The sequence below is a fragment of the uncultured Polaribacter sp. genome, assembly GCF_947503855.1.
In the GTDB taxonomy this organism is placed as follows: Bacteria; Bacteroidota; Bacteroidia; order Flavobacteriales; family Flavobacteriaceae; genus Polaribacter.
On the sequence record NZ_CANNFF010000013.1, the window covers coordinates 22,197 to 42,100 of the forward strand.

Here is a 19,904-nt window from a genome sequence, read left to right on the forward strand (position 1 = left end):
TTTTTCTTACAAATCGAACTTAATACCTTGTGCTAAAGGCAGTTCATCAGAATAATTTATTGTATTTGTTTGCCTTCTCATATAAACCTTCCAAGCATCAGAGCCAGACTCTCGTCCACCACCAGTTTCTTTTTCGCCCCCAAAAGCACCACCAATTTCTGCTCCAGAAGTACCAATATTTACATTGGCAATTCCACAATCTGAACCTGCATAAGACAAGAATTTTTCGGCTTCTTTTAATTCATTGGTCATAATTGCAGACGATAAACCTTGGGCAACACCATTTTGTTTTGCAATGGCATTTTCTATGTTCCCAGAATATTTCATCACATATAAAATAGGAGCAAACGTTTCGTGTTGTACAATTTCAAAATGATTTTCGGCTTCTATAATTGCTGGTTTTACATAACAGCCAGAATTGTATCCATCTCCATTTAAAACACCACCATCAACTAAAACAGTTCCACCTTCTTCTTTTGCCTTTTCTATGGCTTTTAAATAGGTGTTTACAGCATCTTTATCAATTAACGGACCTACATGATTATTTTCATCTAAAGGATTCCCAATTTTTATTTGTTTGTAAGCACCAACAATAGCGTCACGTACTTTATCATATACAGATTCGTGTATAATTAACCTTCTTGTAGAGGTACATCTTTGGCCACAAGTACCCACAGCACCAAAAACAGCACCAGGAACCACCACTTTTAAATCGGCTGTTGGTGTAATTATAATGGCATTATTACCACCCAATTCTAATAGAGATTTTCCAAAACGTTGGGCTACTTTTGCGCCCACAATTCGTCCCATTCTAGAAGACCCTGTAGCAGAAATTAATGGAACTCTAGTATCACTCGTCATCATTTCACCTACTTTATAATCGCCATTTATAATGCAAGAAATTCCTTCTGGCAAGTTGTTTTCTTTTAAAATTGTTGCAATAATATTTTGGCAAGCTACTGCACACAAAGGGGTTTTTTCAGAGGCTTTCCAAACACAAACATCACCACAAATCCATGCTAAAGCTGTGTTCCAAGCCCAAACTGCCACTGGAAAATTAAAGGCAGAAATAATACCAACAACTCCTATTGGATGCCATTGTTCTCTCATAACATGACCTGGTCTTTCAGACGGAATTGTTTGTCCATTTAGCTGACGAGACAAACCTACTGCAAAGTCGCAGATATCAATCATTTCTTGAACCTCACCATAGCCTTCTTGCAAAGATTTCCCCATTTCGTAAGAAACTAATTTGCCTAAAGGCTCTTTTAAATCTCTCAACTTATTACCAAATTGACGCACAATCTCGCCTCTTTGTGGAGCAGGCATATCCCTAAAAGATAAAAATGCTTTACCAGCAGCCTCCATCACTTGTTCATAATCTTCTTTGGTGGTTGTTTTTACCTTTGCTATCAATTTACCATCTACAGGCGAAAAACTTTCTATAATTTCTCCGTTAGAAAAATTATTAGAACCCGTAGATGTTCCATTATTTATGTCTTTTATACCTAATTGTTGCAAGGTTTCTTGTATTCCAAAATTATTCATTTTGCTGAGTGGTTTTTGTTGTTTAATTTAGAAGTTCGAATTTACGAATAATTTTACATACTTATAAATTAAACAAAAAGATTAACATCTGTTTAATATTAAACAAAAGATATGAAAAAACTACTCTACATTGCTTCAATTTTATTAATTTCTTTCGGATGTAAAATAGAAAAGACAAAAGACGCTAAAGAAATAAAAATAACTAAAAAAGTGAATGATTTTGCCATTATAATTCATGGTGGTGCTGGCACTATTTTAAAGAAAAACATGTCAGATGACAAAGAAACTGCTTATGTAGCAAAATTAGAAGAAGCTATAAAAACAGGGCATACCATTTTAAAAAATGGAGGTACCAGTCAAGAAGCAGTGATGAAAACGATTCAGGTTATGGAGAATTCTCCATTATTTAACGCAGGTAAAGGGGCTGTTTTTACACACGAAGAAACCAATGAGTTAGATGCTTCTTTTATGGATGGTAAAACTTTAAATGCAGGGGCTGTTGCTGGAGTTACCAATGTAAAAAGTCCTATTGAATTAGCCATAAAAGTGATGACAGATTCAGATCACGTAATGTTATCTGGCAAAGGAGCTTCTATTTTTGCTAAAGAAAAAGGCTTAGAAATTGTAGACCCTAGTTATTTTTATACAGAAAACCGTTATAAATCTTTACAAAGAATAAAAAATAGAGCTAAAAAGCTGATAGATCATGATGATAAAAAAGCCGCCTTTTATGATGCCGATATTAAAAACTCGAAATTTGGAACAGTAGGTTGTGTAGCCCTAGATAAATACGGAAATATTGCTGCAGGAACATCAACAGGAGGAATGACCAATAAACGTTGGGGAAGAATTGGAGATGCACCTATTATTGGTTCTGGTACCTATGCAAATAATTTAACTTGTGGTGTTTCGTCTACTGGTTGGGGAGAATATTTTATTAGAAGTCAAGTTGCTTATGATATTTCTGCGCAGATGGAATACCAACAAAAAACTTTAAAAGAAGCTACCACAGATGTAATGCAAAATAAATTGACAAAATTAGGGGGTACAGGTGGTGTTGTAGCATTAGACAAAAACGGAAATATGTCTTTTGAATTTAATACTGCAGGAATGTACAGATCTTCTATGAATGATAAGGGCGAATTGGTTGTAAAGATCTATAAGGAATAATCTAACCATTTTGCTGGAATAGATTGTAATTTCACTTTAGTAAATTTTGATGCAATTATTTATAGTTTTTTTGAACTAGATTTTGGCTATTACAACCACAAGAAAAAAAAACACTGTTAAAAAGATGTATTTATTCATTTTTTTTATGGGTAAAAACAGTTTTTATATTTTAGTTCTTTTTTATTAGATAAAAAATTAGTGAAAGGTTGCGTGCAATAATGTTATTTTTGTAAAAGTTTATGCAAGCAAAAATATTTAACATACAATCTCAAGAAGACTTTAACAAAACTGCCTTAGCCATTTTTAAGCATCAATTTAAAAACAACAAGGTTTACAGGTCTTTTTGCGATTTGTTATACAAACATCCTTCAGAGATCAACCAAGTAAAAGATATTCCTTTTTTACCCATTCAATTTTTTAAAAGCAGAAAAGTACTTTCTTCTTTAGATGAAATTGATGAAGTTTTTACAAGTTCTGGCACAACAGGTAGTGTTACTAGCAAACATTTTGTAACAGATATTAATATTTATAAACAAAGTTATTTTAAGGGCTTTGAACATTTTTATGGCAATATAGAAGACTATGCGGTATTAGCTTTATTGCCCAATTATTTAGAGCGTAAAGGGTCTTCTTTGGTTTTTATGGTAGATGATTTGATAAGAAAATCTAAAAATATAGAAAGCGGTTTTTATTTGAACAATTTAGATGAATTAGCTAAAAAACTAATAGAATTAGACAAAAAAGAACAAAAAGTACTCTTAATTGGAGTTTCTTTTGCCTTGTTAGATTTAATTGAGAAGCAACAATTCAATCTAAAAAACACCATAATTATGGAAACTGGCGGTATGAAAGGAAGAAGAAAAGAAATCATAAGAGAAGAGTTGCATACAATTTTAAAAAATGGTTTTTCTGTTGATAAAATTCACTCAGAATATGGCATGACAGAATTATTAAGTCAGGCTTATTCTAAAGGAAATGGCGTTTTTGAAACCCCGCCTTGGATGCAAATTTTAATCAGAGATACAGAAGACGCCTTAACCATAAATACTACAGAAAAAAACGGCGGAATTAATGTGATTGATTTAGCAAATTACAACTCTTGCAGTTTTATTGCTACCCAAGATTTAGGTAAAACCTATACAAACGGCAAATTTGAAATTGTTGGGCGTTTTGACAACTCAGATATTAGAGGCTGTAACTTAATGGTACTGTAAAATAAAAAGGAGAAAAGTTGTTAACTTTAAAAATCTTCATCGACAAAATTAAAAACCAACTAGATGAAAAAATTAGCAATCATTTATTATTTGTAATAACTGCAAGTTTAAAAGCACAAAATTACAACTAAAAAAGGCAGATGCCAACTGGTTGAATATTATTAAAGAGTAAGTTGTTTTTCTTTACCCAAAAGACCTTTCAGGTTTTTAAAACCTGAAAGGTCTTTTGGAATATTTAAAAATTATCTTATTCTACCACTAATAAATAATACGTTTTTTTACCACGTTGTAACAACACATATTTATTAGCTATTAAATCTTCTTTTGTGATTGTAAAATCTTCTTTTACCTTTTCTTTGTTAACAGAAATTGCATTTTCTTTTAAGGCCCTTCTAGCTTCTCCATTCGACTTTAAAAAGTTAGTTTTTGCAGCCAAAGCTCCAATCATATCCAACCCTTGTGCAATATCACCTAAAGAAACAGTGGCTTGTGGCACACCATCAAAAACATCTAAAAATGTTTGTTCGTCTAGAGATTTTAAATCGCTTGCCGTACTTTTTCCGAATAAAATTGCAGATGCTTTAATTGCATTTTCATAAGCCTCTTTGCCATGTACTAATAAAGTAACTTCTTCTCCTAAACGTTTTTGTAAAATACGCGCATGTGGTGCTTCTTTATGTTCTGCAATTAAAGTTTGTATGGTTTCTTTCTTTAAAAAAGTAAATATTTTAATATATTTTTCTGCGTCTTCATCAGAAGTATTTAACCAATATTGGTAAAATTTGTAAGGTGATGTTCTGTTGGCATCTAACCAAACATTTCCTCCTTCAGATTTTCCAAATTTAGAACCATCAGACTTTGTAATTAATGGGCAGGTAATTGCATACCCTTTTCCACCACCAATTCTTCTAATTAATTCTGTACCTGTTGTAATATTTCCCCATTGATCTGACCCACCCATTTGTAAAGTAGCGCCATTATTTTGGTACAAATGTAAAAAATCATAACCTTGTACTAATTGATAGGTAAACTCTGTAAAAGACATCCCTTCTTTAGACTCTGAACCAATTCTGTTTTTTACAGAATCTTTTGCCATCATGTAATTTACAGTAATGTGTTTACCAACATCACGAATAAATTCAAGGAAAGAGAAATCTTTCATCCAATCGTAATTATTTACCAAAACAGCTGCATTTTTTGCATCGGAAGTAAAATCTAAAAAATGACTTAATTGCCCTTTTATAGCTTCTTGGTTGTGTCTTAACGTTTTTTCGTCTAATAAGTTACGTTCTGCAGATTTACCAGAAGGATCTCCAATCATACCTGTTGCACCACCTACCAAAGCAATAGGTTTATGCCCACATCTTTGAAAATGTGCCAACAACATAATAGGCACTAAATTTCCTATATGTAAAGAGTCTGAAGTTGGATCAAAACCTACATACGCACTTCTTATTTTTTCTAACAAGTGCTGTTCTGTAGTTGGCATACTGTCATGCAACATTCCTCTCCATTGTAATTCTTCTATAAAATTATTCATTATAAATTTTAATTAATTGAATTTAAAATACGAATGTCAAATTGATCTTGTCGAATTTTAATAATCGATTTCGACAAGCTCAATCTGACATTGTTATTCAAGTTAGAACATAACTTGTTTTAACAGTACAAAGATAAACTTATCAATCAAAAAACCATAACTTAGCAGTATGATTTTAGTAACTGGTGGAACAGGTTTAGTGGGTGCACATTTATTGTATCATTTATTAAAAAATGATGAAAAAGTCCGCGCTATTTATCGTTCTAAAGATAAAATAGAAAGTGTAAAAAAGGTATTTTCTTATTATACAGACGATGTTACTTTAATAGATAAAATAGACTGGTTTAAAGCAGATATTACAGAAGTACCTGCAATGATACCTGCTTTTGTAGGTGTAAAAAAAGTGTACCACTGTGCAGCGTTTATTTCTTTTAATCCGAAAGATTATATAGAAATGCGTAAAATAAATATACATGGTACAGCAATAATTGTAAACCTTTCTATTGATGCTAAAATAGATAAATTGTGTTTTGTAGGTTCTATTGCTTCTGTGGGAGAATCTATAAACGGCCAATTGATTACCGAAGAAAATGAGTGGAATAAGGAATTAGATAACAGTGGGTATTCCATTACAAAATTTGGCGCAGAAATGGAGGTTTGGCGAGCAAGTCAAGAAGGTGTTGAGGTGGTTATTGTAAATCCAGGGGTTATTTTAGGAAGTGGTTTTTGGCAATCTGGTTCTGGTAAATTATTTAGTCAGGTTTATAATGGTTTTAAATATTTTACAGAAGGTATTACAGGTTTTGTGGGTGTAAAAGATGTAGTAAAAACCATGATTTTATTAACGGACTCTACCATAAAAAACCAACGTTTTATTCTAGTTTCAGAAAACAAAACATATAAAGACGTGTTGTTTGCCATTGCAGATGGTTTTGGTAAAAAAAGACCTTTTAAAAAAATTAAACCTTGGCAAACTACTATTTTGTGGAGGTCTTCTTCTTTAGTAGCTAAAATTTCGGGAGTACAACCTTTGTTAAGCAAGTATTCTGCAAGAAGTGCACATTCGGTTTCTAAATATTCTTCTCAAAAAATAAAAGAGGCATTAAACTATCAATTTGAAAAAGTAGATACTGTGATTAAAGACGTTTGTAAAAATTATTCAAAATAATTACTGTCTTTGTAAGACTTCTTTTTTGTCTAAAATATTGATGTTAATGGTATCTAATAATTTAACACTTTGTTGTTTTAAAGAATCGTTGATAATTTTAATACTATCTAACCTTCTTTCAAGTATTCTAACTTTGTCAATAGAGTCTTTTTTTATAGAATCTAATCTGGTTTGTTTTTGTTTGTATAGTTTTCCTTGCTTTTCTATGCTTTCTTTGGCGCTTTCTAATATTTTTTGATACATATCTATTTTAGACATATAATACAAATTACTGTTTTGAAACCTAGCGCTATCAATTTTAAATTTTTGATATACAAGAGGCATGTAATTAATATTTTTTTCAAGATTTTTATTTTTAATAAATTTTGCACTACCAGCAATCACCATTTCTTGCAGTAACAATTGCATACTATCTTTTGGTATAAGATCTTTTGGTTTTTCTAAAATGGTATTACTTGTGCAAGAAAAAATTAAAACAGCACAAAAAATAATGAAAATATGTTTCATTTTATCTATTAAATGTTAGCCTTTTACCTTTAATATCATCATTAAAAACCCCATTATCATATATTAAATTACCATTTACAAAAGTATGTGTAATGCTTGCAGAAAAAGTAGTACCTTCAAAAGGAGACCAACCACATTTATACAAAACATTTTCTTTAGTTACAGTTTGTGGTTTGTTAGGGTCTATTAAAACCAAATCTGCATAATAACCTTCTTTAATAAAACCACGTTTTTTAATTTGAAATAATTTTGCAGGATTATGACTCATTTTTTCTACTGCTTTTTCAATCGTAATAACGCCCTCTTTTACTTTTTCTAAAATAGCTGGAACAACATGCTGTACTAATGGGCCACCACTTGGTGCTTTTGTATACACATTGTTTTTTTCCTCTAAAGTATGTGGTGCATGGTCTGTAGCTAAAACATCAATTCTATCATCTAATAAAGCTTTCCATAAACCTTGCCTGTCTTTTTCTGTTTTAACAGCAGGATTCCATTTTATAAAAGTTCCTTTTTCATCATAATCTTGGTCGTTAAACCAAAGGTGATGTACACAAACTTCTGCTGTAATTTGTTTTTCTTCTAGTGGAATATCGTTTCTAAAAAGGTGTGTTTCCTTTTCTGTAGAAATATGGAAAATATGCAAACGAGCGCCTGTTTTTTTGGCTAATTCTATGGCTTTAGAGGAAGATATATAGCAAGCTTCTTCGCTTCTAATAATTGGGTGATATTTAATAGGAATATCATCTCCATATTTCTTTTTAAATTCTGCTGTATTTTTTCTGATGGTTGCTTCGTCTTCACAATGTACAGAAATAATCATTTTGGTTGATGAGAAAATCTTTTCTAAAACTTCTACATCATCTACCAACATATTTCCTGTAGAAGAACCTAAAAACAACTTAATTCCAGCCACTTTTTGCGGGTCTGTTTTTAATAACTCCTCTAAATTATTATTGGTGCCACCAAACATAAAAGAGTAATTGGTATAAGAATCTTTACTAGCAATACTAAATTTATTTTCTAACAACTCTTGTGTGGTTGCTTGTGGTACTGTATTGGGTTGTTCTATAAAAGTGGTAATACCACCAGCTACAGCCGCTCTACTTTCTGTAGCAATGTTTGCTTTATGCGTTAAACCAGGCTCCCTAAAATGAACTTGATCGTCTATAAAACCAGGTATTAAATACTTACCATTTGCGTTTATTGTTGTCACATTTTTATCTAGCTGAATTTCTTTAGAAACTTGCTTGATAATTTCGTTTTCTATTAAAACATCTCCTGTAAAGGTTTTATTTTCGTTAACTATTTTAGCGTTTTTTATAAGATAAGTCATCATTTTTAATCTTTTGGTAATCCTTTTAATCTCATTTTTATCACTCCAAAAAGCGCCTCAGAAACAATATTTCCATTCATTTTAGAGGCTCCTAAGTCTCTATCTGTAAAAATTACAGAGACTTCTTTTATATTAAATTTATGTTTCCAAGCTTTAAATTTCATTTCTATTTGAAATGCATAACCAATAAACTTTATTTTATCTAAGTTAATGGTTTCTAAAACTTTACGTTTCCAGCAAACAAAACCAGCAGTAGTGTCAAAAATGGGTATTCTAGTTATAATACGTACGTATTTTGATGCAAAATATGAAAGTAACAACCTTTTAATATCCCAATTTACTACGTTTACTTGGTTGTTTACATATCTAGAACCTACAGAAACATCTCCACCCTCTTTTGCACAGGCATTATACAATCTTACCAAATCTTTTGGATTGTGAGAAAAATCAGCATCCATCTCGATCATGTAGTCATATTTTTTTGACAAAGCCCATTTAAAACCATGAATGTAAGCAGTACCTAAACCATTTTTTTCTTTTCTTTTTTCTAAAAAAAGTTGGTTTGGAAATTCTTTTGTTAAGTTTTCTACAATAGTGCCAGTTCCATCAGGAGAATTATCGTCTACAACTAAAATATGGAATTCTTTTTCTTCACTAAAAACAGCTCTAACGATGGCTTCTATGTTTTCTTTTTCGTTGTAAGTAGGAATGATGACTAACGCGTCTGACATAAATTAAATTTCATGTGATATAGTACAAATATACATTTTTTAATTACTAATTTTGTGTTAATCTTACCAAGAAAACAGAAGTGCAAGCATTAGAAAAAATAGTAATTAATAGAAATTGGATTATATTAATAATACTTTTATTATTGATTTTAATTGTGTTATTAAAATCCTTAAATAAAGAACGTTTAAAAGGTTTTGTTTTTGTTTTATTTAATAAGAATTTTATAACTACCGAAGCAGACGATAACCCTTCTTTTTTTAATGGTTTTAACCTTTTGTTATTTTTATTTTCTACAATAACCGTATCTTTAACAATTAGCTTTTTGTTAGATACAAAAAGTTACCTTTTTGATACTACTTTCTCTTCTTTTTTAATCGTTTTTACAATTGTTTTAAGTTATTTTCTGCTTAAAAAGTTTCTAGAATTTTTATTGGTTAGGCTTTTTCTAATCCAAAAACAGCTACTGTTTTATACAATTTCTAAAACTAGTTACCTTTATACCATCAGTTTTGTATTGTTTATTGTATATATTTTAACTGTCTATAGTGCTTTAAAAGCGAGTGTCTTACTTTATAGCACGCTTTTTTTGTTAGTAATTCGTTTTATAGCTCATATTGTAATTAACAAAAAGCTGATTTTTAGCAAGTTGTTTTATTTTATTTTGTATATTTGCGCCCTCGAAATAGCACCGCTATTTTTATTATTTAAATTGATACTTTAAATTAAAAAACAAAAGCGTATGAAAGTGAAAACTATTTTAGTATCGCAACCTGAGCCTAAAACAGAAACTTCCCCTTATTTTGAATTGTCTAGCAAACAGAAAGTAAAAATAGACTTTAGATCTTTTATTCATGTAGAAGGGATTCCTGTAAAAGAGGTAAGATCTCAAAAAGTGGATCTTAAAAACTTTACTGCTATTATTTTAACAAGTAGAAATGCTGTAGATTATTTCTTTAAAATTGCAGAAGAAATGCGTTTTAAAGTGCCAGATGATATGAAATATTTTTGCCAGTCAGAAGCTGTTGCTTATTACCTACAAAAATACGTAGTGTACAGAAAGCGTAAGATTTATGTTGGTAACAGAACGTTTCCTGAGTTAACAAAGTTGATTAAAAAACATAAAACAGAAAACTTTTTATTACCATCTTCTAACAAATTAAAACCATTAATTCCAGATGAGTTAAATGCATTAGGTGTAAAATGGACTCGTTTAGATTTGTATAGAACTGTAGTAAGCGATTTATCGGATTTAGAAGATGTTTTTTACGATATTTTAGTGTTTTTTAGCCCTTCTGGTATCGAATCTTTATTACAAAATTTTCCAGACTTTAAACAGAACAATACTAGAATTGCCGCTTTTGGTAACTCTACAGTAAGTGCGGTTACAGCAGCTGGGTTTAAATGTGATATAAAAGCGCCAGCGCCAGAAACGCCTTCTATGACAATGGCATTAGAAAAATATATTAAAGAAGCAAATAAGAAATAACAACTCTTTTACAATATTTTAAATCAAAACCGAACAGTAATGTTCGGTTTTTTTGTCTTAAAAAAAGCTTTTTAAAGTTGATTAATTTTTAGATAAATTTAAATTTAAGCAAATAAAGTAGCAAATGCTTCTTCAATCTTACCAACTAAAATCAATTTAATTCCATGATTTTTAGAAGAAATCTTATTGTATTTAGAGGCTACAAAACTTTTATAACCCAACTTTTCTGCTTCTGTAATACGTTGGTCTATTTTAGAAACAGGTCTAATTTCTCCTGCCAAACCAACCTCTGCAGCAAAACATACATTGGGGTTAATTGCAATGTCTTGGTTGGATGATAAAATAGCTGCAACAACAGCTAAATCTATGGCAGGATCATCTACGTTAATCCCTCCAGTAATGTTTAAAAATACATCTTTTGCACCTAATTTAAAACCAGCTCGTTTTTCTAAAACAGCCAATAACATATTTAATCTTTTTAGATTGTAACCTGTGGTAGAACGTTGTGGTGTGCCATAAACTGCTGTAGAAACCAAGGCTTGAATTTCTATCATTAAAGGTCTAACTCCCTCTAAGGTTGATGCAATTGCTGTTCCGCTTAAATCTGCATCTTTTTTAGAAATTAGTATTTCTGATGGATTTGTAATTTCTCTCAAACCATTAGAAAGCATTTCGTAAATTCCTAATTCTGAAGTAGAACCAAATCTGTTTTTCTGGCTTCTTAAAATTCTATAGGTGTGATTTCTATCGCCTTCAAATTGTAAAACCACGTCTACCATGTGTTCTAAAATTTTAGGACCAGCAATGTTTCCTTCTTTATTAATATGACCAATTAACAAGACAGGTGTTGCAGTTTCTTTGGCAAATTTAATCAATTCTGCAGAGGTTTCTCTAATTTGAGAAATGCTTCCAGGAGAAGCTTCAATAGAATTGGTATGTAAGGTTTGTATAGAATCTATAACCAAAACTTCGGGTTCGGTTTCTTCTATGTTTTTAAATATTTGTTGGGTATTGGTTTCTGTTAAAATTAAACAATTAGAATTTTGGGCAGCCAAACGTTCTGCACGCATTTTAATTTGAGACTGACTTTCTTCACCAGAAACATACAGCACTTTTTGACTGATATTTAAAGCAACTTGTAGTAGTAAGGTAGATTTTCCTATACCAGGTTCACCACCTAAAAGTGTTACAGAGCCTTTTACCAAACCACCACCTAAAACTGTGTCTAATTCGTTGTTATTGGTAACAACCCGTTCTTCTGGATTTAGAACAATGTCTGCAATTTTTAACGGTTTGTTTATAGTTTGCTTTGCTGTTTTAGCTTGTTTCCAAACGCGTTTTTCTGCTGTCTGAATCACTTCTTCTACAATAGTATTCCACTCTTTACAGGCACCACATTGCCCAATCCATTTTGCGTGTTGGGTACCACAGTTTTGACAGAAAAAAGTTGTTTTGGTTTTAGCCATTTTATTTAGTTGCAAAGTTTGAAAGCTGTAAAGTTACAAAGTAAAGTTAGATTATAAATAGCTATTTTTTATAACTTGATATTGTAATAATTTATTTATAAAAAAATAATTGATCCTTCAGGTTTTAAAAATCTTAAGGGTCTTGTAAATTGAAAAGGTTTTAGCTCTTAAATAAAAAAAAGTAATTCGGAATTTTTATAAGCTGGCAAATAGTTGCGTTAGCGATTGAACGACTTGTTTGAGCTCTTTTTATTTGATAAAATAAAAAAGCGAGTAGTGAAAGCGCGACTTGATCCTGAACGCTTTCAGGATAAAGAAACGCCCAAAAATTATTTTTCCTTATTGTAAATTGGTAATAATAAAAATGCCAAACCACCAAAAACGACAATCATTGCTGTTTGTGCTGTCCACATAATCCAACCAAAGGCGGTTGCAGGTTCTGTAGGGATGTTAAATAAAGCCAATGCACCTGCTACTGCAATTGGGTATAAACCAATTCCGCCATTTGTAGCAGCAATAGAAAAGCCGCCAGCAATAAAACCTATTAAAATACCACCAAAAGGAACCTCTAAACCTTTAATTGCAGGGATTGTTGCCCAAAACATGGCGACATACATTATCCAAATAAAAACGGTGTGAAAAATAAAAGCCCACTTGTTTTTCATTTTAAAAATGCTTGTCACACCTTCGATTAAACCTGTTATAAAGGTTTTAATTTTTAATAAAAAACCAGATTTTGCTTTTTTTACAAAAGAGGTAAAAATAAAAAAACCAATTACTAGAATTATTGATCCAATAATCATTTTTGTGGGATCGAAATTTTTGGTTAGGAGTTCGTAAATAAAATCAAATTGCACAAAAAGCGTAATGGCAATAATGGAAAGCATCATAATTAAATCTGCAATACGTTCTGCTACAATGGTTCCAAATCCTTTTTCAAAAGGAATTTCTTCATATTGTGTCATTACTGTGGCTCTAGAGATTTCTCCAGCTCTTGGCAATGCTAAATTAACTAAATACCCAACTAAAACAGCCAAAACACTATTGGTAAATTTGGGCTTAAAACCTAAAGGTTCTAGTATAAATTTCCACCTGTAAGCTCTAGATAAATGACTTAAAATTCCAAAGAAAAGGCCTAATAAAATCCAACCATAATTGGCTTCCTTAAAATAATTTCCTAAAGTTTCTAAAGAGATTTTAGACAAAGAATACCAAACTAAAAAACCTCCCAATAAGAGAGGTAAAATTGTTTTTAAAGTTTTTTTAATGTTCAAAATTAGGTAAGGGTATTGTCTTTTTCGTTCGGAAATACCAATGATGGTTTAAATGTTTTAGCCTCTTCAAAATCCATAAACCCATACACTATTAAAATCAACACATCGCCAACAGCAACTCTTCTTGCTGCAGCACCATTTAGGGTAATTTCTCCACTACCTCTTGGTCCTGGAATGGCGTATGTTTCTAAACGCTCGCCATTATTGTTGTTTACAATTTGAACGCGTTCTCCTTCTATAATGTTGGCTGCATCCATTAAATCTTCATCTATGGTAATGCTTCCTATATAATTTAAATCTGCACCTGTAACTTTTACACGGTGGATTTTAGATTTTACTACTTGTACTAACATGTTGCAAAAATACTCTTTTTTTATTATTATTATTTTAAGCGAATGTTGTCAATCAATCTAATTTTTCCTGCAAATACTGCCATAAAAGCACGATATTTTTTGTCAGATTCTATCTTTTCTACTGTTTCTAATGTTTTTTCTTCAGCAATGGTAAAATATTCTAATTCTAATAAAGGTTGTTTTTTAAACTCATTTTCTACCCATTCGTTAATTTCAGTAATATTTTTTGCACCAATTTTTCTTTGTACCTTTTTTAAAGTTTTGTAAATAAAAGGAGCTGCTTCTCTTTGTTTTTTAGATAGACGAATATTTCTAGAACTCATTGCCAAACCGTCTTCTTCTCTAAAAATAGAACATCCTTTTATTTTTACAGGAAGTCTATTTTTTTTGACCATTTTTTTAATGATTTGCAATTGCTGAAAATCTTTTTGCCCAAAATATGCCCGGTTTGGTTGTACAATTTCGAAGAGCGTTTTTACAATTGTGGCTACACCATCAAAATGTCCAGTCCTAAATTTTCCTTCCATTTGGTTTTCTAAACCATCAAAATTAAATTTGTTGGAAACAATGTTTTCTGCATAAATTTCTTCTACAGAAGGCGTAAAAACGATATCACAAGAAATTGTATCTAGTAATTTAATATCATTTTCTAGTGTTTTAGGATATTTTTTTAAATCTTCTACATTATCAAATTGGGTTGGATTTACAAAAATACTTACCACAACAACATCATTTTTCTTTTTTGCAGTAGATATTAAAGATAAATGCCCTTGATGCAAAGCCCCCATTGTTGGAACAAAACCAATAGATTTATTTTTTGCCTTATAACTTAAAATACAACCTGTTAAATCTTTCTTTGTAGAAAAAATATTCATGTTTGAAAAATTGATATTGCGTGCAAACTTACCATTTTAACACGATATTTGCATATTAATTTGTATTTTTGCCAATCTCACAAAAGAGTTTGATTTAATGAAGGACAAGAGAATATTATTTGTTTCGTCTGAAGTAGTACCTTACTTACCAGAAACAGAATTATCGTCAACCGCATTTAATGCTGCAAAAAACGCGCATTCTAAAGGAGTACAAACCAGAATTTTTATGCCAAGATTTGGCGTTATTAATGAAAGAAGACATCAATTACATGAAGTAATTCGTCTTTCTGGAATGAACCTTGTTGTAAATGATATGGATATGCCGTTAATTATAAAAGTGGCTTCGATACCAAAAGAAAGAATGCAAGTTTATTTTATAGATAACGAAGAATACTTTAAAAGAAAAGCCGTTTTTACAGATGAAGATGATACTCTTTTTGAAGATAATGATGAGCGTGCTATTTTCTTTGCAAAAGGCGTTATAGAAACGGTAAAAAAATTAAATTGGGCACCAGATATTATTCATGTTCATGGTTGGATGGCGTCTTTATTACCTCTTTATTTAAAAGAGTTTTATAATGAAGAACCACTTTTTACAGAGAGTAAAATTGTAACTTCTATTTATAATAATGGTTTTGAAGGTTGTTTAAATAAAGCTTTGGCAGATAAAGTTACTTTCGATTTAAATGAAGCAAAAAAAGCAGCAACAATACAAATACCTAACCATACTAATATATTAAAAAGTGCCATAGAAAATTCTGATGCAATTATTTATGGTAGTGAAGATGTTTCTGAAGAATTAACTTCTTTTGTAGAAGAAAAAGAAATTCCTTTTTTAGGATTTCAAGAAGAAAATCTAAAAGAAAATTATTTAAATTTTTATGCTGACTTAGTGTCGGAAAATTAATTGGTTTATGGTGAAAAAAATTCTTAGAAAAAGCGCCTTTTTAGGTGTATTAATATTCGTTTTATCTGCTGTTATTTCTTGCGAAGAAGACTTTACAGATATTAAAAGTGGGGTAGTAAGTAATACAAAATTTATAACCAAAGACACAATTTTAGATATTGTAGTTTCTAATGCACCAGTAGATAATGTTAGAGCAGATGGTTTAACATTAACAGCAACACCATTTTTTGGTTTTCAAGGGCAATATTTGCTTGGTACTTATATAAATGATGATTTTGAGAATATAGAAGCTTCTATTATTTCACAAGTTCTTATAAATACCAGCTTAGAAGTTTCACCATATAGCAATCCTGATAATTTAGCTTTTGAAACCACAATAGATACAGCTTATTTAAGATTGCCATATTACGCAACTTTAGAATCAAATACAGACAGACCAGTTTATACTTTAGATTCTATTGTTGGCAATAAAGACTTGCCATTTACATTAAATATTTATGAGTTAGACACTTATTTAAATAGATTAAACCCTGCAGACCCTTCAAAAACCAACGTTTTTCTTTCAGATACAGATTATGATGTAAAACCCAACCCTTTAAATGAGTTTGCTGATATTGATTTTACTCCAACCGCTAATGATACTTTAGTTATCATTAAAAGAAGAAATAGTTTAGGAGACTTGTTTGAAACAGATACCATAAAATATACTTCTGGTGTAACTTCTGAAATTTCAAGACCAATGGCAATTATTCCTTTAAAAAAGAGTTTTGCAAAACAAGTATTTGTAGATAATTATGGGTCATCAAATTTTGAATCTCAACAAGCATTTAACGATTATTTTAGAGGTATTAAAATAGAGGCAAAAGAAATAAACCATGCTTCTGGAGAAAAAGGAGGCGCTTTAATTTCTTTTAATTTAAGAAACTCTAATACACAGGCATCTACATCATCCATAGAGGTCTATTATACAAATACTTATTTTAAAGCAAATAGTACTGAAATAGATACTGTTATAAAAGTAAATCATACCTTTCAGTTAGGTGGTATAGCAAACAATAAATTTGAAATGACCAATAGAACCTATCCTATTACAAACGAAGTTCGTTTGCAAGGTGCAGCTGGCTCTGAAGCTAAGGTAGAGGTTTTAAATGGAAATGAATTGGCAGATTTAAAAGCTAAAAATTGGTTAATAAACGACGCTTCATTAACTTTTTACATAAATAAAGACATAGATACTACAGACGTACCAAACAAATTATTTTTATACAAAAAAGGTATCGATGCTAATGGAAACTCAATACAAAGCTTTGTAAAAGATGTTTATACAGAAACGGCTTTTTTTGGAGGCAATTTAATTAGAGAAAGTGGTAAAGTAGATCGTTACAATTTTAGAATAACAGATTATGTGTCAGACTTGCTAAGTGGGGAAACTACTTACAACCCTCCTTTAAGATTAAAAGTTTTTAATACTTCAGATACACAAATAAACGACACTATTTTTAGAAATTTTAGTTGGAACCCAAAAGCAGTCTCTCTTTTAAATGGCGATAAAGCTGCAAACGGAGAAACAAGAAGAGCTAAATTAAAAATTTCTTACACAGAAAAACCATCAAATTAATCAACCAAAATTATAAATATTAATTTTTATGTGTGGAATTACAGGATACATAGGTTTTAGAGATGCATATCCAATAGTAATAAATGGCTTAAAGAGACTAGAATATAGAGGGTATGATAGTGCAGGAATCATGATGTATGATGGCAATAACATCCACTTGTCTAAAACCAAAGGAAAAGTTTCTGATTTAGAGGTTATTACAAATAAAGAAAAGGAAAGAAAAGTAGGTAAAATAGGTATGGGTCATACACGCTGGGCAACACATGGTGTACCAAATGATGTAAACTCTCACCCTCACTTTTCTGAATCTAGTAATTTGGTTATTGTACACAATGGTATAATAGAAAATTACGATACCTTAAAAAAAGAATTAATATCTAGAGGTTATACTTTTAAAAGCGATACAGATACCGAAGTACTTGTAAACTTAATAGAAGAATTAAAAAAACAGGAACAATGCAAGTTAGGTAAAGCAGTTCAAGTAGCATTAAATAATGTTATTGGCGCTTATGCAATTGCTGTTTTTGATAAAACAAAACCAAACGAATTGGTTGTTGCAAGATTAGGAAGCCCAATTGCAATTGGTGTTGGAGAAAATAATGCAGAGTTTTTTGTAGCTTCAGATGCATCACCATTTATAGAATATACCAAAGAAGCTATTTATCTAGAAGATGAAGAAATGGCTATTATCAAACTAGACAAAGGTATTAAGGTTAGAAAAATAAAAGACGACTCTTTAGTTGACGCAAAAATACAAGAACTACAAATTAGTTTAGATCAAATAGAAAAAGGGGGTTACGATCACTTCATGTTAAAAGAAATTTATGAGCAACCAAAAGCGATAATAGATACTTATAGAGGAAGAATGTTACCAGGTGAAGGCATTATTAAAATGTCTGGTATAGATGATCATATTCAGAAGTTTTTAAATGCAGATAGAATAATAGTTGTTGCCTGTGGTACTTCTTGGCATGCAGGGTTGGTAGGCGAGTATCTTATAGAAGATATGGCACGTATACCTGTAGAAGTAGAATATGCTTCTGAATTTAGATATAGAAACCCAATTATTACATCTAAAGATGTTGTAATTGCTATTTCACAATCTGGAGAAACTGCAGATACTTTAGCTGCCATAAAACTAGCAAAGTCTAAAGGCGCTTTTGTTTTTGGTATTTGTAATGTTGTTGGATCTTCTATTGCAAGAGAAACGCATGCAGGAGCTTACACACATGCAGGACCAGAAATTGGTGTTGCTTCTACCAAAGCTTTTACAACCCAAATAACTGTTTTATCTCTAATTTCTTTAAAATTAGCAAAAACAAAAGGCACTTTATCAAATTCTGCTTTTAGAATGTACCTGCAGAAAATGCAGTTAGTTCCTAAAAAAATAGAAGCACTTTTAACGATAGATGATAAAGTGAAAGAAATTGCATCCGTTTATAAAAATGCAAAAAACTGTTTGTATTTAGGTAGAGGTTTTAACTTTCCTGTAGCTTTAGAAGGCGCTTTAAAGTTAAAAGAGATTTCTTATATACATGCAGAAGGTTACCCAGCTGCAGAGATGAAACATGGGCCTATTGCATTGATAGATGAAAACATGCCAATATTTGTAATTGCAACTAACAAAGGTCATTACGAAAAAGTGGTTAGTAACATACAAGAAATTAAGTCTAGAGCAGGTAAAATTATTGCTATTGTTACAGAAGGAGACACACAAGTTAAAGAAATAGCAGATCATGTTATAGAAATACCAGAAACAGAGGAAGCTTTAACACCACTCTTAACAACCATACCTTTGCAGTTGTTATCTTATCACATAGCTGTAATGTTAGGTAAAAATGTAGATCAACCTAGAAATTTAGCCAAATCTGTTACAGTGGAATAACTAAAAAAAAACCAGCTTAAAAAGCTGGTTTTTTTAATTACTCTTTTACTAAAAAAGTAATAGGTAAACTGTAACTAACTGCTACCGGTTTGTCTCTTTGTTTACCAGGAGTCATTTTTGGTAAAGAACTTATAATTTGTTTTACTTCTTTTTCTAAAACAGGATGTGGTGCTCTTGCTTTTACATCAACAACATGTCCCTTTTTATCTATTCTAAAAACAACATACAAACGTTTTTTACCATTGCTTAACCCTAATTCTTGAGATAAGTTTACATCAAATTTTTTACCAAAAAATTGAGTTATTTTTTTTGTAAAACAATCTCTTAACTGTTTATTATTTCCTTTACATCCAGGATAAACAGGTACACTTTCTATCATTAAAAAAGGAATATCTTCTTCTATCTCTTCCTCTTCTTCTATTTCTACAATCTCTCTTACATCAACAACTACAGCATCAGTTTCATCAGTTTCTGTAGATTCGATAACGGTTTCTTCTACTTTTAATTCGTCTTCTACAACCTTTATTTTTTCTACTATTGATGGTGTTTGTTTTGGTGGTGGTGCTGTTTTAATTTGTACAATTGGTATGTCTTCCTTGATATCTTCTGTCATCGAAAATTCGCCTAAACTTTGCACCTCGTTATTCTCGTAAGTTTTATGCTCTACCAAACTGTAAATTATAAATAGCGTAAGTACTAACCCTAACTCGAAAAAAATCTTGCTAAAGTTTTCTATTTGAAACTTTGGGTTTTTTTTAATTTGCATGATATACGTTTTATAGGTTCTAAAAAAATAAACTATTTAAAAATAGTCTTGTCAATATC

Annotated in this window: 18 protein-coding genes; 8 read left to right on the forward strand and 10 right to left on the reverse strand. The window is 30.9% G+C overall.

Annotation, left to right across the window (positions count from 1 at the left end):
- Nucleotides 1–6: 6 nt before the first annotated feature.
- Nucleotides 7–1,548 (reverse strand): aldehyde dehydrogenase family protein, encoded by a 1,542-nt coding sequence (locus tag Q0662_RS11215; protein WP_298949780.1) that lies wholly within the window; start codon nucleotides 1,546–1,548, stop codon nucleotides 7–9.
- Nucleotides 1,549–1,659: 111 nt separating this feature from the next.
- Here Q0662_RS11215 and Q0662_RS11220 point away from each other — a divergent pair, with 111 nt between their 5' ends.
- Nucleotides 1,660–2,718, forward strand: a complete 1,059-nt coding sequence (locus Q0662_RS11220) for an isoaspartyl peptidase/L-asparaginase family protein (RefSeq protein WP_298949782.1) — start codon at nucleotides 1,660–1,662, stop codon at nucleotides 2,716–2,718.
- 239 nt (nucleotides 2,719–2,957) lie between these two features.
- Nucleotides 2,958–3,932 (forward strand): acyl transferase, encoded by a 975-nt coding sequence (locus tag Q0662_RS11225; protein ID WP_298949784.1) that lies wholly within the window; start codon nucleotides 2,958–2,960, stop codon nucleotides 3,930–3,932.
- A gap of 247 nt (nucleotides 3,933–4,179) precedes the next feature.
- Here Q0662_RS11225 and tyrS read toward each other — a convergent pair whose 3' ends face one another.
- Nucleotides 4,180–5,472, reverse strand: a complete 1,293-nt coding sequence (tyrS, locus tag Q0662_RS11230; RefSeq protein ID WP_298949786.1) for a tyrosine--tRNA ligase — start codon at nucleotides 5,470–5,472, stop codon at nucleotides 4,180–4,182.
- Between the two features lie 169 nt (nucleotides 5,473–5,641).
- Here tyrS and Q0662_RS11235 point away from each other — a divergent pair, with 169 nt between their 5' ends.
- Nucleotides 5,642–6,640, forward strand: coding sequence for an SDR family oxidoreductase (locus Q0662_RS11235; protein ID WP_298949788.1), 999 nt, complete (start codon nucleotides 5,642–5,644; stop codon nucleotides 6,638–6,640).
- On the opposite strand, the gene Q0662_RS11240 is transcribed toward Q0662_RS11235, so the two are convergent.
- Genes Q0662_RS11240 through Q0662_RS11250 form a run of 3 tightly spaced genes read right to left on the reverse strand, consistent with a single transcriptional unit; the run spans nucleotide 6,641 to nucleotide 9,214 of the window.
- On the reverse strand, nucleotides 6,641–7,147 hold the full coding sequence (locus Q0662_RS11240; protein ID WP_298949790.1) for a DUF4296 domain-containing protein: 507 nt from the start codon (nucleotides 7,145–7,147) through the stop codon (nucleotides 6,641–6,643). It abuts the gene before it with no gap.
- A gap of 1 nt (nucleotide 7,148) precedes the next feature.
- Nucleotides 7,149–8,486, reverse strand: a complete 1,338-nt coding sequence (locus tag Q0662_RS11245) for a dihydroorotase (protein WP_298949792.1) — start codon at nucleotides 8,484–8,486, stop codon at nucleotides 7,149–7,151.
- Nucleotides 8,487–8,488: 2 nt separating this feature from the next.
- Nucleotides 8,489–9,214 (reverse strand): polyprenol monophosphomannose synthase, encoded by a 726-nt coding sequence (locus Q0662_RS11250; RefSeq protein ID WP_298949793.1) that lies wholly within the window; start codon nucleotides 9,212–9,214, stop codon nucleotides 8,489–8,491.
- A gap of 80 nt (nucleotides 9,215–9,294) precedes the next feature.
- On the opposite strand from Q0662_RS11250, the gene Q0662_RS12060 reads away from it, so the two are divergent.
- Together Q0662_RS12060 and Q0662_RS11255 are read left to right on the forward strand one after the other, a co-directional pair.
- Complete coding sequence (locus tag Q0662_RS12060) at nucleotides 9,295–9,936, forward strand: DUF4271 domain-containing protein (RefSeq protein ID WP_367181305.1); 642 nt, start codon at nucleotides 9,295–9,297, stop codon at nucleotides 9,934–9,936.
- 18 nt (nucleotides 9,937–9,954) lie between these two features.
- Complete coding sequence (locus Q0662_RS11255; protein ID WP_298949795.1) at nucleotides 9,955–10,701, forward strand: uroporphyrinogen-III synthase; 747 nt, start codon at nucleotides 9,955–9,957, stop codon at nucleotides 10,699–10,701.
- 104 nt (nucleotides 10,702–10,805) lie between these two features.
- Here Q0662_RS11255 and radA read toward each other — a convergent pair whose 3' ends face one another.
- From radA to panC, 4 genes are all read right to left on the reverse strand, one after another.
- Entirely contained in the window at nucleotides 10,806–12,167 is a 1,362-nt protein-coding gene (gene radA / locus Q0662_RS11260) for a DNA repair protein RadA (RefSeq protein ID WP_298949797.1), read from the reverse strand.
- 329 nt (nucleotides 12,168–12,496) lie between these two features.
- A complete protein-coding gene (locus Q0662_RS11265) occupies nucleotides 12,497–13,441 on the reverse strand; it encodes a lysylphosphatidylglycerol synthase transmembrane domain-containing protein (RefSeq protein WP_298949799.1) in 945 nt (314 codons plus the stop codon).
- Between the two features lie 2 nt (nucleotides 13,442–13,443).
- The gene (panD, locus tag Q0662_RS11270; RefSeq protein ID WP_159950221.1) at nucleotides 13,444–13,794 is read right to left on the reverse strand and encodes an aspartate 1-decarboxylase; all 351 of its coding nucleotides are present in this window, start codon (nucleotides 13,792–13,794) and stop codon (nucleotides 13,444–13,446) included.
- 29 nt (nucleotides 13,795–13,823) lie between these two features.
- Nucleotides 13,824–14,669 (reverse strand): pantoate--beta-alanine ligase, encoded by an 846-nt coding sequence (panC, locus tag Q0662_RS11275; protein ID WP_298949806.1) that lies wholly within the window; start codon nucleotides 14,667–14,669, stop codon nucleotides 13,824–13,826.
- Between the two features lie 97 nt (nucleotides 14,670–14,766).
- Between panC and Q0662_RS11280 the strand changes: the two genes are divergently transcribed.
- Genes Q0662_RS11280 through glmS form a run of 3 tightly spaced genes read left to right on the forward strand, consistent with a single transcriptional unit; the run spans nucleotide 14,767 to nucleotide 19,079 of the window.
- Nucleotides 14,767–15,576, forward strand: a complete 810-nt coding sequence (locus Q0662_RS11280) for a glycogen/starch synthase (protein WP_298949808.1) — start codon at nucleotides 14,767–14,769, stop codon at nucleotides 15,574–15,576.
- Nucleotides 15,577–15,583: 7 nt separating this feature from the next.
- Nucleotides 15,584–17,194, forward strand: a complete 1,611-nt coding sequence (locus tag Q0662_RS11285; RefSeq protein ID WP_298949810.1) for a DUF4270 family protein — start codon at nucleotides 15,584–15,586, stop codon at nucleotides 17,192–17,194.
- Between the two features lie 28 nt (nucleotides 17,195–17,222).
- On the forward strand, nucleotides 17,223–19,079 hold the full coding sequence (glmS, locus tag Q0662_RS11290; RefSeq protein ID WP_298949812.1) for a glutamine--fructose-6-phosphate transaminase (isomerizing): 1,857 nt from the start codon (nucleotides 17,223–17,225) through the stop codon (nucleotides 19,077–19,079).
- Nucleotides 19,080–19,116: 37 nt separating this feature from the next.
- On the opposite strand, the gene Q0662_RS11295 is transcribed toward glmS, so the two are convergent.
- The gene (locus Q0662_RS11295) at nucleotides 19,117–19,845 is read right to left on the reverse strand and encodes an energy transducer TonB (RefSeq protein ID WP_298949814.1); all 729 of its coding nucleotides are present in this window, start codon (nucleotides 19,843–19,845) and stop codon (nucleotides 19,117–19,119) included.
- Nucleotides 19,846–19,904 lie beyond the last annotated feature (59 nt).

Bases quoted from the DNA above. Each gene is read 5' to 3' on its own strand.
- Q0662_RS11250 (WP_298949793.1), bottom strand. From the start codon at position 9,214: ATGTCAGACGCGTTAGTCATCATTCCTACTTACAACGAAAAAGAAAAC.
- glmS (WP_298949812.1), top strand. From the start codon at position 17,223: ATGTGTGGAATTACAGGATACATAGGTTTTAGAGATGCATATCCAATA.
- Q0662_RS11285 (WP_298949810.1), top strand. From the start codon at position 15,584: ATGGTGAAAAAAATTCTTAGAAAAAGCGCCTTTTTAGGTGTATTAATA.
- Q0662_RS11235 (WP_298949788.1), top strand. From the start codon at position 5,642: ATGATTTTAGTAACTGGTGGAACAGGTTTAGTGGGTGCACATTTATTG.
- Q0662_RS11225 (WP_298949784.1), top strand. From the start codon at position 2,958: ATGCAAGCAAAAATATTTAACATACAATCTCAAGAAGACTTTAACAAA.
- Q0662_RS11245 (WP_298949792.1), bottom strand. From the start codon at position 8,486: ATGATGACTTATCTTATAAAAAACGCTAAAATAGTTAACGAAAATAAA.
- panD (WP_159950221.1), bottom strand. From the start codon at position 13,794: ATGTTAGTACAAGTAGTAAAATCTAAAATCCACCGTGTAAAAGTTACA.
- Q0662_RS11220 (WP_298949782.1), top strand. From the start codon at position 1,660: ATGAAAAAACTACTCTACATTGCTTCAATTTTATTAATTTCTTTCGGA.
- tyrS (WP_298949786.1), bottom strand. From the start codon at position 5,472: ATGAATAATTTTATAGAAGAATTACAATGGAGAGGAATGTTGCATGAC.
- Q0662_RS11280 (WP_298949808.1), top strand. From the start codon at position 14,767: ATGAAGGACAAGAGAATATTATTTGTTTCGTCTGAAGTAGTACCTTAC.
- Q0662_RS11295 (WP_298949814.1), bottom strand. From the start codon at position 19,845: ATGCAAATTAAAAAAAACCCAAAGTTTCAAATAGAAAACTTTAGCAAG.
- Q0662_RS11215 (WP_298949780.1), bottom strand. From the start codon at position 1,548: ATGAATAATTTTGGAATACAAGAAACCTTGCAACAATTAGGTATAAAA.
- Q0662_RS11240 (WP_298949790.1), bottom strand. From the start codon at position 7,147: ATGAAACATATTTTCATTATTTTTTGTGCTGTTTTAATTTTTTCTTGC.
- radA (WP_298949797.1), bottom strand. From the start codon at position 12,167: ATGGCTAAAACCAAAACAACTTTTTTCTGTCAAAACTGTGGTACCCAA.
- Q0662_RS11255 (WP_298949795.1), top strand. From the start codon at position 9,955: ATGAAAGTGAAAACTATTTTAGTATCGCAACCTGAGCCTAAAACAGAA.
- panC (WP_298949806.1), bottom strand. From the start codon at position 14,669: ATGAATATTTTTTCTACAAAGAAAGATTTAACAGGTTGTATTTTAAGT.